This is a genomic window from Cysteiniphilum sp., assembly GCF_057495195.1.
The window spans coordinates 1-12766 of record NZ_JBXTEF010000031.1; the positions used below are offsets into that span (position 1 = coordinate 1).

Annotated in this window: 13 protein-coding genes; 10 read left to right on the forward strand and 3 right to left on the reverse strand. The window is 39.2% G+C overall.

The features are described 5' to 3' along the window. Window positions 1-274: 274 nt before the first annotated feature. Window positions 275-1012, forward strand: a complete 738-nt coding sequence (locus ACY10D_RS03275) for an MIP/aquaporin family protein (RefSeq protein WP_486999350.1) — start codon at window positions 275-277, stop codon at window positions 1010-1012. On the opposite strand, the gene ACY10D_RS03280 is transcribed toward ACY10D_RS03275, so the two are convergent. Next, complete coding sequence (locus tag ACY10D_RS03280; RefSeq protein ID WP_486999351.1) at window positions 1009-2196, reverse strand: NupC/NupG family nucleoside CNT transporter; 1188 nt, start codon at window positions 2194-2196, stop codon at window positions 1009-1011. The two genes, ACY10D_RS03275 and ACY10D_RS03280, sit on opposite strands and share 4 nt — an antisense overlap. A 186-nt stretch (window positions 2197-2382) precedes the next feature. Between ACY10D_RS03280 and ACY10D_RS03285 the strand changes: the two genes are divergently transcribed. From ACY10D_RS03285 to ACY10D_RS03295, 3 genes are read left to right on the forward strand one after another with little or no spacing between them, the layout of a single operon-like run. Then, a complete protein-coding gene (locus ACY10D_RS03285; RefSeq protein ID WP_283156695.1) occupies window positions 2383-2994 on the forward strand; it encodes a glutathione S-transferase N-terminal domain-containing protein in 612 nt (203 codons plus the stop codon). A gap of 11 nt (window positions 2995-3005) precedes the next feature. Beyond that, entirely contained in the window at window positions 3006-4010 is a 1005-nt protein-coding gene (sohB, locus tag ACY10D_RS03290) for a protease SohB (RefSeq protein ID WP_486999352.1), read from the forward strand. 10 nt (window positions 4011-4020) lie between these two features. Next, complete coding sequence (locus ACY10D_RS03295) at window positions 4021-4941, forward strand: DNA polymerase III subunit delta' C-terminal domain-containing protein (RefSeq protein ID WP_486999353.1); 921 nt, start codon at window positions 4021-4023, stop codon at window positions 4939-4941. Window positions 4942-5134: 193 nt separating this feature from the next. Here ACY10D_RS03295 and ACY10D_RS03300 read toward each other — a convergent pair whose 3' ends face one another. Beyond that, entirely contained in the window at window positions 5135-5671 is a 537-nt protein-coding gene (locus ACY10D_RS03300) for a septation protein A (RefSeq protein ID WP_486999354.1), read from the reverse strand. 71 nt (window positions 5672-5742) lie between these two features. Here ACY10D_RS03300 and ACY10D_RS03305 point away from each other — a divergent pair, with 71 nt between their 5' ends. The 5 genes from ACY10D_RS03305 (at window position 5743) to ACY10D_RS03325 (ending at window position 11717) form a co-directional block, all read left to right on the forward strand. Continuing rightward, entirely contained in the window at window positions 5743-6366 is a 624-nt protein-coding gene (locus ACY10D_RS03305) for an L-threonylcarbamoyladenylate synthase (RefSeq protein ID WP_486999355.1), read from the forward strand. Between the two features lie 12 nt (window positions 6367-6378). Continuing rightward, on the forward strand, window positions 6379-7836 hold the full coding sequence (gene tldD, locus ACY10D_RS03310) for a metalloprotease TldD (protein WP_486999356.1): 1458 nt from the start codon (window positions 6379-6381) through the stop codon (window positions 7834-7836). Between the two features lie 91 nt (window positions 7837-7927). Continuing rightward, complete coding sequence (gene hemH, locus ACY10D_RS03315) at window positions 7928-8926, forward strand: ferrochelatase (RefSeq protein WP_486999361.1); 999 nt, start codon at window positions 7928-7930, stop codon at window positions 8924-8926. A 5-nt stretch (window positions 8927-8931) separates the two neighbouring features. Continuing rightward, entirely contained in the window at window positions 8932-10353 is a 1422-nt protein-coding gene (locus tag ACY10D_RS03320; protein ID WP_486999357.1) for a cryptochrome/photolyase family protein, read from the forward strand. A gap of 110 nt (window positions 10354-10463) precedes the next feature. Beyond that, window positions 10464-11717, forward strand: a complete 1254-nt coding sequence (locus ACY10D_RS03325) for an SLC13 family permease (protein WP_486999358.1) — start codon at window positions 10464-10466, stop codon at window positions 11715-11717. Here the strand turns inward: ACY10D_RS03325 and ACY10D_RS03330 are convergent. Then, window positions 11707-11862 (reverse strand): hypothetical protein, encoded by a 156-nt coding sequence (locus ACY10D_RS03330; RefSeq protein ID WP_486999359.1) that lies wholly within the window; start codon window positions 11860-11862, stop codon window positions 11707-11709. The genes ACY10D_RS03325 and ACY10D_RS03330 overlap by 11 nt on opposite strands. Window positions 11863-12094: 232 nt before the next feature. Here ACY10D_RS03330 and ACY10D_RS03335 point away from each other — a divergent pair, with 232 nt between their 5' ends. After that, the gene (locus tag ACY10D_RS03335; RefSeq protein WP_486999360.1) at window positions 12095-12580 is read left to right on the forward strand and encodes a low molecular weight protein-tyrosine-phosphatase; all 486 of its coding nucleotides are present in this window, start codon (window positions 12095-12097) and stop codon (window positions 12578-12580) included. Window positions 12581-12766: the final 186 nt, after the last annotated feature.

Below are 12766 nucleotides of genomic sequence, written 5' to 3' on the forward strand. Positions count from 1 at the left end.
CCACAAATATTGACGGGTGTCAAAAATATCTGTGATATATTAGGCGCCGCAGATTAGTTTACTGAAGTTATAGAAAAGCTATGATTTTATAAACACCCCGTCAGCCTACGGCTGCCACCCCGCTTGTAAAGAGGGGAATTGGGCAATGGTGATTTTAATCCCCCTCTTTGCAAGAGGGGTGCCAAGCTTGCGAGGCGGGGTGTTGAAATACTAAGAGTTCGTAACTCCAGTTAATTTACTATTATTCTGCAAGAAAATAACAGGAGGATGATTTATGTTACATAGTGCTTTTTTTGGGGAATTGCTTGGCTGCCTTGTATTGATACTCTTAGGTGGGGGTGTTGTTGCAGGCGTTTTATTAAAACAATCCAAAGCAGAAAACAGTGGTTGGATTGTCATTACTGCAGGTTGGGGCTTTGCCGTCATGATGGGCGTGTTTGTTGCTCAAGCTGCAGGCTCGCCACAAGCCGATATTAATCCTGCGGTCACCTTAGCCAAGTATCTATTAGGAGGCGTTTATCCTTCCTTTGGCGAAGTCTTATTATTATGGATTGCGCAAGTGATTGGCTGTTTTTTAGGGGCTGTCCTTGTTTGGCTTGCCTATTACCCACATTGGCAATATACCGATAATGCACACTTTAAGTTAATGGTGTTTTCAACTTATCCGGCAATGCGTCATAAGGGCAGCAATTTTGTCACAGAACTGATTGCAACAACGTTTTTGATTGTGTTTGTCGGTGCTCTGATTAGCTATGGTAATCAATTACCCTTTGCTAACGGTTCTTTACCTTATGTCTTTGGTTTTGCCATTTGGGGGATTGGTTTATCTTTGGGCGGTCCTACAGGTTATGCAATCAATCCGGCACGTGATTTGGGACCTAGAATTGCACATGCTTTATTACCCATTAAAGGCAAAGGCTCAAGTGACTGGAGCTATGCGTGGGTGCCGATATTAGCACCCCTAGCAGGCGCAGTTTTAGGATTTGTGTTGATTCGTGTTTTTATGTTTTAAATCACCAATCCTGCAATCAACGCTGACAAGAAACTCACCATAGTAGCACCAAAGACTAATCGCCAGCCGTGGCGTGACACAAATTTAGCGCGCTCGCCATTTAAAGCGGCAACCGCACCAACGATAATGCCAATTGAGCCAAAGTTAGCAAAGGATACTAAGAATATAGAGATGATTGCAACACTATGCGTTGAGAAGTGTGTCAATTGATCTTTTAATGACAACATCGCAACAAATTCGTTAGAAACAAGCTTGGTTGCCATAATGCCGCCGGCTTGAACGATCTCATTGCCTGGAATGCCAAGAAGCCATGCAATTGGTGAGAATACATAGCCTAGAAGGGTTTGAAAGCTAATACCAAAGATGCCGTTAAAGATACCATTTAACATTGCTAGTAATGCAATAAAGCCGATAAGCATCGCACCAACGATAATAGCGACTTTAAAACCATCAAGAATATACTCGCTTAACATCTCAAAGAAAGCTTGCTTTTTATCAGCATGCAAGCTCATATCCTCAAAGCTCTGCTCTTTTGAGTAGTCATATGGGTTGATGATATGTAAAACAATAAAGGTGCTTAGCATATTTAAAATCAAAGCAGCAATGATATATTTAGAATCAAGGATTTGCATGTATGAGCCAACAATCCCCAGAGACACGGTTGACATTGCCGTGGCGGCCATCGTATACATTCTGCGCTCTGAAATCTCAGATAGAATATTCTTATAAGCAATAAAGTTTTCAGACTGTCCCAAAATCAGTGAGCTTAAGGCATTGAAAGATTCAAGTTTGCCCATGCCGTTGATTTTGGACAAAAGCCAACCACCACCACGGATAATAAGTGGCAAGACTTTAAGGTATTGCAAGATACCAATTAAAGCCGATACCAAAACAATTGGCATTAACACATTAAAGAAAAAGACGAAGTTTTCAGGTACGACCGAACCAAAGACAAACTTAGTTCCTTCCATCGCGTATTGCATGACATGATCAAACCCACTTGAAATGACGCTGATAATGTCAGCGCCAACGGCGGATTTTAATAAGAAATAAGCGACAATAATCTCAATAATAATCAGCTGAATAATAAAGCGTGCTTTAATGTTTTTACGATTCATGCTTGTGAGATATAGAATCACAGCAAGAATGATCAGTGCGAGTAAAAAGTGTAAGATTTTTAGCATCGTGTGCAGACTCCCTCTTTAGTTTCTTTTAATTTTTTGTGGTTGAATTTAGGCAAACGGGCGCATCTTAATACTTTTGAATTAAAATGTCATGTAATTTAGGAATTTCAAATTGAAGCAATTGACCAACTACGGCAAACCATTTACCATTGTCTATCATTTTGTTTTATAGATAATAACTGTTTCATGTATATCACACTTTTTATAAAAAAAGATTGCCCGTATTCGCATAGCGCACGCATTGCCTTGGAAGAAAAACGTATGAGTTTCAAGGTGGTTGAGTTAGATGAAATCATTGATAAAGAAATGATTTTAGAATTAAACCCTGAAGGAACGTTACCGATCTTAAAAGAGCGTGACTATGTCATTTATGATCCTGAGGTGGTGATGCTTTATATTGATGAGCGTTATCCGGCACCTTCACTGTTGCCAAACTATCCGGTTGAACGTGCACGTACGCGCTTGGCGATGACACGAATTGATCGTGAGTGGTATTCATTGCTTAATTTTATTTTGTGCGGTACGGATCAGAAAAAAGTTGAAGAAGCTAAAGTGGCATTGGTTGATAGCTTTAGAGCCATTGAGCCAATCTTTTCAGAGAATGAATTTTTTATGTCAGATTCAATGACGTTGGCAGATTGCTCGCTAGCGGCATTGTTGCATGCATTACCAGCGCAAGGCATTCCTTTGGATGAGTCATTAGGGGATATCACCAAATATGCTGAGCGCATTTTTGCGCGTGAGTCATTTCAACGCACCTTGCCAAAACAGGTTAAGAAAGTTTACCGTCGTCACTAGGAGTTCATCGTATGTGGGCAGATCATGCTATTAATTATTTGTTTTTCGTGCTTGAGGCAGCAACGATTGTTATTGCTATTATCATTGCCTTTGGGTTTATCTTGGCTTTGTCACTAAAGGGTAAGGCGGATAACAAAAAAGGGCAGTTGGTTGTTAAGTCATTAAATGAAGCCTACCAACAACGCCAAGAGCAGTTAGCACATGAAGTACTGAATAAATCAGCATTTAAAAAAATGCATAAGGCAAATCAAGAAAAGCTAAAGCTTGCACACAAAGCGCAACATGATGATTTGAGTAATGTTTTTGTCATTGATTTTAAGGGTGATATCAAAGCCTCGCAAAGTGAAGCCTTAGCAGAAGAAGTCAATGCTATTTTACAGATTGCCAATAAAAATGATGAAGTGGTTATCCGCTTGGAGAGCCCAGGTGGGGCTGTCAATGGCTATGGTTTAGCCGCAGCACAATTAGCGCGCATTAAAGAAGCTAATCTTAAACTAACAGCAGTGATTGATCAGGTTGCCGCCAGTGGTGGCTATATGATGGCATCAGTTGCTGATACGATTATTGCTTCACCTTTTGCCATTGTTGGCTCAATTGGTGTCGTGGCACAATTGCCAAATATTCACCGACTTCTTAGCGATAAAGGGGTTGATGTTGAGCTGCATACTGCGGGCAAATATAAGCGTACCTTGACCATGTTGGGTGAGAATACTGACGAGGGGCGCGAGAAATTCAAAGAAGAGCTTGAGGTTGTACATAAGCTTTTTAAAGAGCATATCGCTCACTTTAGACCGAACTTAGATATTGAGAAAGTAGCAACAGGTGAGTACTGGTTTGGGCAGTCTGCTTTGGAACTTAATCTAGTTGATGTACTTAAAACAAGTGATGCCTATTTATTGGATAAATACCAATCGGGATCATTAAAGTTATTTCATATCGAATACAAAACAAAAAAATCAAAACTCGCGAGTATGTGCCATAGTGCGTTGAAAGTCTTTCAACGCGTTGGACCATGAGTGTCAATAAATGTCTGATATTGATATAAGTGTTTTTCATGCTGATTTTATTGAGCAAATCAAAGCATCATTAGCGCAAAATCGTTTGGCTCACGGGATTTTATTAAATAATATTGATCATTTGCCACTTGAGTCGTTACTAACTAAACTCACGGCTGTTTTATTAGAACATGATATCGTGGATGATCTGGCGACAGCTGCGGATGTTTTTTATCTGAAAGCAGATGATGGGCAAATCAAGATTGATCAAATCAAAAATCTATTAGAAGGCATTTATCTAACAAGCCATGGCGCTAAAGCTAAGGTGATTGTCCTGTGCCCATTGGAAGCCTTAAATATATCTGCTGCCAATGCGTTATTAAAGAGCTTAGAGGAGCCGCCAGAGAATACTTATTTTGTGATGACAACTAATCAATTACAGTGGATTATGCCTACATTGCGATCGCGTGTTCAAGTGTTTGATCTGGCGTTGACATTGGCACAAAAGAAAGCGTATCTCACGCAAAAGTATCAAATGAATGATGGGGATATTGCCAAAGCATTAGCGATTAGTAAGGCAGATCTTCGAGTGATTGATCGCATTAAGACGGATAAGAGTTTCTGGCAACTACGCAAAGAGCTAATACAAGTCATTCAAGGACAGTTATCACCCTTGGCATTAAGCATTGATATCAATGTCTATTATCAGGATGCGATTTATTGGTTAACCAGTTTACTGATCGATGCTTATTATTATCGTTTGGGTTTATCACAAACCATGCCAACACAAGAGCAAAAGGCGTTATTAGATCGATTGATTAATCGCTATGATCATATTGCGTTATATGGTTTTTATCAGCGGCTATTAAAGCTTAAGGCCTATGAGGGTAAGCACTTTAATGTCAATAAACAGTTAGCTATTGAGAGTTTTTTGATAGAGTTGAGTGCTTAATTTAAGAGCAATTATTTTGGCTAAGACTAACTATTCACCCACAAGTGCTCACCGTACCCTGAGCATCAGTCGAAGCGATGCACTGAGCATTAGTCGAAGTGTGGTAAGCTTGGGAGTGTCACACTTTATAGAGGCTTCGACTTACGCTCAGCCAACTATACAATCAAAGTGGGCAGGAATATGGTTAGAGCAATTATTTTTTATGATCAATATGCTTGGCAAGAAAAATACCTTGAGCAATAACAAATACAAAAGTAATTCCAAGCATACCAAAGAGCTTAAAGTCGACCCAGATATCTGTTGAGAAATTATAAACAACAACGAGATTGATCGCGCCTAAAAACAAGAAAAACAACCCCCAGATATTATTAAGGCGTTTCCAGATTTTTTGTGGCAATTCAATGCTTTCTTCCATCAGGCGTTGAATAATTGGCTTTTTCATTAAATAGGTTGAGAAGATAAAAATCACACCAAATAGCCAATTGACAATGGTGACTTTCCATTTGATCAATGCTTCATCATGGAAGTAGACGGTAGCACCACCTAGGATTAACACCAAGACAAATGTCACAACATGCATCATCGATACTTTGCGATAGCGGATAACTTCATAGGTAAGCTGAATTGCCGTGGCGATGATGAGTGCCACCGTGGCAGTATAGATATCATACATTTTATAAACGACAAAAAAGATGATAATAGGGAAAAAGTCAAAAAGCAGTTTCTTCATATTCTCTCCAGAGAGGGTTAGTGGTACACTTAGCACAAATTTTCGCGACCAGTATAAAGTAAGAAGCTGCTATGAGCCAATACATTGAAATAAATCCTTACTCATCGAATAAGGCTGTCTTAGCAGAAATTGTTAATGCTTTAAATGATGGCAAGGTGATTGCTTATCCGACAGACTCAGGCTATGCATTAGGATGCAAGATGGGCTTGAAAAAACCATTACAGCAAATAAAAAAGATTCGTGATTTGAATGATAAACATAATTTCACAATTATTTGTCGTGATTTATCTGAGATTTCGCAATATGCCAAGGTTGATAATAGTGCTTATCGTTTACTCAAAAGAGCAACACCAGGTGGCTACACCTTTATCTTGCAGGCAACGAGTAAAGTACCGGGGTTAATGTTAAACAAAAGCAAAAAAACCGTTGGCATTCGTGTGCCAGATCATCCAGTGCCTTTGATGCTAAGTGAGGCATTAGGCGAACCACTATTAAGTACCACTTTTATCTTGCCAGATCAGGATAATGCACTTGTATATAGCGAGGACTTTGCCAATGAACCCTGTGCACAGATGATTGATTATATTCTTGAGTCGGATTATTGTGGTTATGAACCAACAACGGTTGTTGATATGACCGAAGCCCCTGTCGAAATATTGCGCGTTGGCAGTGGTGATATCAGTATATTTGAATAATTTAGGAAGAAAATGCAGGATCAATACTACAGTATTATTAATGAACAGTTATTACAGCCATTTGATTTAAGTTTGGAAAAATTAAAAGGCTTACTGAATTTATTAAGCCAAAAGCGAATTGATTTCGGTGATTTGTATTTGCAAAAGATTATCTCTGAAAGCTGGATGCTCGATGATGGCGTTGTCAAACATGGCAGTTTTGGTATCGAGCAAGGCATTGGTGTCAGGGCCGTTTTTGATGGTGAGACAGGCTTTGCTTATGCCGATGATTTGCATCTGAACACCATTGAGAAACTGATTAAAACCGCACTTTACTTATTAAAAGACAGTGCTAATCCTCATAAGGTTGAAAAACTTAACACGCCACACATTATTCGCCATTATCCAGCATTGTCCCCATTGGATAGCATGCCTGCGGAAGATAAAATTGCACTGCTTCATCAAATTGATGCTTATGCTAAATCATTAGATAGCAATATTGAGCAAGTTACCGTTTCCATTGCCTCAAATATGGAAATGGTATTGATCTTAAATACCGATGGTTTGTGTGTGATGGATGTAAGACCGTTGGTGCGTATGAATGTCAGCTTAATTATGGTTACTGATGGTAAGGCAGATCAAAAGCGCGAAAGCTTTTCAGCTGGTGGCGGTGGACGCTATGACTATCATTACTTCACTGAGCATAACTTATGGAAGTCTTATGTTGATGAAGCGTATAAGGGTGCTAAAACTAATCTTCAGGCAAAGCCTGCACCTAGTGGCAAAATGCCAGTGGTACTTGGCTCAGGTTGGCCTGCGGTACTTTTACATGAAGCAGTAGGGCATGGTTTGGAAGGCGATTTCAATCGCAAAAAGAGCTCACATTTCTCAGGAAAAATCGGGCAAAAAGTTGCCTCAGAGAAATGCACGGTAATTGATGAAGGCTGTATTGCCAATCGTCGAGGCTCACTTAATTTTGATGATGAAGGCACACCAACTCAGAAAACGGTGTTGATTGAAAATGGTATTTTAAAAGGCTATATGCATGATCGAATTTCAGCGAAAGCCTTTGGCGTATCAGTAACAGGTAATGGCAGAAGGCAATCTTATGCGCATATACCATTGCCTAGAATGACGAATACCTATATGTTGCCAGGTGAGGATACACTTGAGGATATGATCCAAAGTATTGACTATGGTATCTATGCGACTCACTTTAATGGTGGACAAGTGGATATTACTTCAGGGCAATTTGTATTTGTGATGGATCAGGCATATTTGATCAAAAATGGTAAAATTATACATCCGGTCAAGGGTGCGTCTTTGATTGGTCATGGTCCGGAAGTGATGCAAAAAATCTCGATGGTGGGTAGTGACTTTGCTTTGGATAAAGGCATTGGCGTTTGCGGCAAGGATGGACAGTCTGTGCCTGTCGGTGTTGGGCAGGCAAGCCTTAAAATCGATGAAATAACAGTTGGTGGTTGTGAATAGAAGTGTATAACCTCAGTAAATAAATACATTGTAAATGACTAATTAGCCTTGTGTTGGTTGAGCAATTCATAATGCAGATAAAATGGATGAGATAAAGAAAATGAGCAATAAAGGAAAGGCAATAAGTAGCGCTAAGAAAGCAATACTGTTGGTTAATTTAGGAACGCCTGACTCATATCAAGTCAAAGATGTGCGTAAATATCTTAAAGAATTTTTGTCTGATCGGCGTGTTATTGAAGCATCTTCATTCATTTGGCAACCCATTTTGCGTTTGTTTATTTTGCCATTTCGCTCCCCTAAAACCGCTAAGCTTTATCAAAGTATCTGGTTTGAAGATAAACAATTATCACCGTTGATGTATTACACACAAACTCAAGCACGTAAACTTGCCGATAAGCTAGATAATGAGGTGATCGTTGATTTTGCAATGCGCTATGGTGAGCCATCGATTAAAGCAAAGATTGAGGCTTTGAGTATTCAAGGTGTTACTGAAATTACTATTGTGCCACTTTATCCGCAGTACTCAGCCACAACAACGGCGTCGGTTTATGATGAGGTTTTTCGTGTGTTGCAAACAATGCGTTATCAACCTAATATTGTCGGTATTGCTCCTTATTATCAGCATCCTGCTTATATTGAGGCATTAAAAGAGAGTGTTTTAAGTTATCTGGAGACAATCGATTTCACGCCAGATGTGTTGTTATTGTCATTTCATGGTATTCCACTGGAGTGTGTACAAAAGGGTGATCCGTATCAAGCGCATTGCTTAAGAACCTTTGAGCTCCTTAAAAGTGCACTGAGTGAAACAACGCTAGATATTCAACTATCTTTCCAATCTCGCTTTGGACCCAAAGAATGGCTTAAACCATATACAACAGATGTGTTGGCAAATCTCGCCAAAGCGGGCAAAAAAAATGTGTTGGTGATAGCACCTGGCTTTGCTGCGGATTGCTTGGAAACGTTGGAGGAGTTAAAAGAGACGGAACGTGAGACATTCTTAAATGCTGGTGGTCAGCATTATGCTGTTATCCCGTGCTTGAATGATCGTGATGAGCATATTAAGATGTTGAAAAGCATTATTGGTGAGTAATATCGATGATGCTGCAAAAACCAGAAGTTCTTCTTTGGTTTCGCCAAGATTTAAGAATTATTGACAATCCAGCGCTTAATGCAGCACTCAAAAGTGGTGTGGTTTTGCCGATTTATATTCTTGATGATAATGATTCACAAGACTGGCAAATGGGGGCGGCAAGTAAAGCATGGCTTCATTATGCATTACAATCCTTAAATCAGACACTTCATCATCGACTACAGTTTTTTATAGGTGACCCTTATGAGATCATTACTGAGCTTACCAAGCGCTATGATATTAAGCAGGTATTTTGGAATCGCTTATATGCACCATGGCAAGTCTCGCGAGATAAACATATTAAAGCGCAATTGAAAGCGGACGCGATAGATGTGCATAGTTTCAATAGCAGTTTATTGTGGGAGCCGTGGGAGGTATTAAAGCATAATGGTGAACCTTACAAAGTATTTAGCGCATTTAAGCGCCAAGCACTGCAAGTCATGCCACCAAGAGCACCATTAGATGAGATTAAAGAGATACAAAACTGCTTGACTGAAGTTAAAGTAAGTAATAACAGTTTGGCGGATCTAAACTTATTACCTCAGCATGATTGGTCAGAGAGGGTATTATCACATTGGCAAATTAGTGAGAAGGCGGCACATGATTATTTAAATACCTTTGTTGAACATCATTTAAATGAGTATCAATACAATCGTAATATTCCTAGCTTAAACGCAACATCTAAGCTTGCACCGTTTTTACATTTTGGGCAAATATCGCCACACTTTATCTGGGATAGAGTGCGTTATGCAAAATGTGATAACGATAATAAGCAGACCTATTTATCAGAGATTATATGGCGCGAGTTTAATTATGCATTGCTCTATCATTATCCACAATTAATTGATCACAATTGGCAGCAAAAGTTTGATCATTATCCATGGCAAGACAATAAGCAATTATTAATATCATGGCAACAAGGGAAAACAGGTGTTCCGATTGTTGATGCGGGAATGCGAGAGCTTTGGCAAACGGGATTTATGCATAATCGTGTCAGAATGATTGTCGCTTCATTTTTGACAAAGAATTGTCATATTCATTGGCATCATGGTGCCAGATGGTTCTGGGATTGTTTATTTGATGCTGATTTGGCCAATAACAGTGCCAATTGGCAATGGGTTGCAGGAAGTGGTGCTGATGCTGCTCCTTTTTTTCGCATCTTCAATCCAGTCACTCAAGGGCAAAAGTTTGATGGTGATGGTGAGTATATTCGTCGCTATTTATCTGAATTAAGTCAACTGCCGAATAAGTATTTGTTCTCACCGTGGTTAGCATCTGAGGATGTTTTGCAAAGTGCTGGCATTAGGCTTGGTAAAGATTACCCTTATCCAGTTGTTGACCTTAAAGTCTCAAGAGAGGAGTCTTTGGCAAATTATAAAAATTTGTAGTTTTAGTATGGCGTAGCTGGGTGAGTTGGTTATTGATTTCCTATGGAGCTACCCATCTGCAAATAGAGAGATTATAATTATTGGACTTTAACCTTGGTGGCGACTAGAAAGTGAATTATTTACCACTTTTTTTGTTGGTTATTCTTTTTATTGCTGCGTCTTTGCGTAAAGTAGGGCGATTTTCAGCACCTATTTGGTTGGTGATGTTGATATGCGCCATTATTGTTGTCGCTAGTGGTAATATCTCGCTGCAGCAGGCTTGGCAGGCGATTGATTTTCCGACGATTTTCTACCTTTTTGCAGTTTTCTTTATCGGTAGCGCATTACATGATAGTAGGTTGTTGGATGTGATGTTGGTAAAGTATGTTGTGCGTCATGCGTCACAAGAGAAGTTACTATGTATTTTGTGTTTTGGCAGTGGTTTGTTATCAGCACTTTTTCTTAATGATACGATTGCGATTATTGGCGCGGGTATCGTAATAACCCTGATTAAACGCCATTCGCTTGTCAGTACGCCATATTTATATGCGCTGGCGTTTAGTATGACAATTGGCAGTATTTTTAGCCCAATTGGTAATCCGCAAAATTTGCTGATAGCTAGACATTTGAGCACTCCATTTATTGGTTTCTTTGGCTACTTATTTATTCCTAGTATGATCACGCTTTATTCTTGTTATAGACTGATTGCATTTGTATATCGCAAAGAGCTACGCCTACCGATGAGCACTAATATCTCAATGACTGAAAGTGTGTCAATAAATGTTAAAGCATTTGCCCCTATAATCATTGCCCTGATGAGCTTTATCGTACTTATTATACTCAAAGTGCTATTAACGCTCATCGCGATGCCTTTTATTTCGCTAACCTATATTGCCCTTATTGCTTGTTTGCCGATTATCATTGCTTACCAACGACGAATGGCTGTATTTAAACATCTAGACTGGACGAGTATCATCTTTTTTGTTGCTATGTTTGTTTTTATGCATGCGGTTTGGTTAACAGGGATAACGCAGAGCTTTTTAAGTACGCATCAAGCATGGCTGCTTAATCCATTAAGCCTTATTATGATTGGTTTTGTGTTAAGTCAAATGTTATCCAATGTGCCCGCGGTAATGTTGTTGCTGCCATTATTAAACCAATATGGACAGACAAGTGAGTTATTCATCGCACTTGCGGTAGGTAGCACATTGTCAGGGAATCTTAGCATGTTAGGAGCAGCTAGTAATGTCATTCTTTTTCAATCGGCTGAGCGTGTGAAAATATTTGCTTTTCGCTTTGCGTCCTTTCTTTGTATTGGTTCAATATTGAGTTTGATTTTTTTAGGGTGTTATTGGCTAATGACTTTATTTTTTACTACTGTTTAAGCGTTTTCATCGGTAGCACAAACCCGTAAGCGATTGGTTTGAATTTGCTGATAAATAAGTTAGCTGACTTGGCATTGATGGTTTTATCTTTTGGGCTGTCGATGCTTTCAGCGATTTCTTTTTCAAGTTTCCTTATTTTCATCATGGTGTCACCTCTAAAAGTTGATTGGGTCATTGTTTAAAGTAGATCAAGATTTATTTTTTTGCCATATATTGCTCGTGAATCATTCTGTGGGCGATATAAATGCTACGGAAATGTAGTTGGAATAATACCCAATGCGACATAATGAGGATAAATAGTGCTGTTAATCCTCTAGTCAAATGTAATACACTAGCCTCAGGAATAATGATTACTCCTTATGGTTGTCATCAAGCATATGAAGAAGATTAAAGTTATGTTTGTCTGTATGGGCAATATTTGTCGCTCACCAACGGCGCATGGTATCTTGCGTAAACTTGTTGCTGAGGCGCATTTAGAACCTTATTTTGAAATTGAGTCATCGGGCACACACTCTAGTCAGTGGCACAAAGGTGATGCCTCTGACCCAAGAACGATAGCAACGGCATTGAAATATGATTGTGATATTCGTGACTTGCGCTCAAGGCAGTTAGTGGCAGAAGATTTTGAGCATTATGATTATCTGATTGCCATGGATGATAAAAACCTTAAAGATATGCAGATGATTGCACAAAATATCGACATGCAAAAGGTAATGAAATTACTACAATATGCGCCCACTTTGGCAATAAATAATGTGCCAGATCCGTATTATAATGATGGGTTTGATCAGGTGTATTTGATGATTGATACGGCATGCAGACATTTACTAGAAGTATTAAAAACCGAATTAAAGCAAAGCTAAGGTAAATGGCATGTACCTTAATTATTGGGCATGAATGTATATGAATAGTTGGAGTTATGGACTTTTTCTATTTCAACACCCCGCCTCGCAAGCTCGGCACCCCTCTTACAAAGCATAGGTTTATAGGGATCTTTTTGTAAGTGGGTTTTAAAATGGTTGAGTTAAAGATAAGATGAATAAAATCAC

Excerpts from the sequence above, each read along its gene's own strand:
- ACY10D_RS03275 (WP_486999350.1), top strand. The coding sequence starts at position 275 with ATGTTACATAGTGCTTTTTTTGGGGAATTGCTTGGCTGCCTTGTATTG.
- ACY10D_RS03280 (WP_486999351.1), bottom strand. The coding sequence starts at position 2,196 with ATGCTAAAAATCTTACACTTTTTACTCGCACTGATCATTCTTGCTGTG.
- ACY10D_RS03285 (WP_283156695.1), top strand. The coding sequence starts at position 2,383 with ATGTATATCACACTTTTTATAAAAAAAGATTGCCCGTATTCGCATAGC.
- sohB (WP_486999352.1), top strand. The coding sequence starts at position 3,006 with ATGTGGGCAGATCATGCTATTAATTATTTGTTTTTCGTGCTTGAGGCA.
- ACY10D_RS03295 (WP_486999353.1), top strand. The coding sequence starts at position 4,021 with ATGTCTGATATTGATATAAGTGTTTTTCATGCTGATTTTATTGAGCAA.
- ACY10D_RS03300 (WP_486999354.1), bottom strand. The coding sequence starts at position 5,671 with ATGAAGAAACTGCTTTTTGACTTTTTCCCTATTATCATCTTTTTTGTC.
- ACY10D_RS03305 (WP_486999355.1), top strand. The coding sequence starts at position 5,743 with ATGAGCCAATACATTGAAATAAATCCTTACTCATCGAATAAGGCTGTC.
- tldD (WP_486999356.1), top strand. The coding sequence starts at position 6,379 with ATGCAGGATCAATACTACAGTATTATTAATGAACAGTTATTACAGCCA.
- ACY10D_RS03320 (WP_486999357.1), top strand. The coding sequence starts at position 8,932 with ATGATGCTGCAAAAACCAGAAGTTCTTCTTTGGTTTCGCCAAGATTTA.
- ACY10D_RS03330 (WP_486999359.1), bottom strand. The coding sequence starts at position 11,862 with ATGATGAAAATAAGGAAACTTGAAAAAGAAATCGCTGAAAGCATCGAC.
- ACY10D_RS03335 (WP_486999360.1), top strand. The coding sequence starts at position 12,095 with ATGAAGAAGATTAAAGTTATGTTTGTCTGTATGGGCAATATTTGTCGC.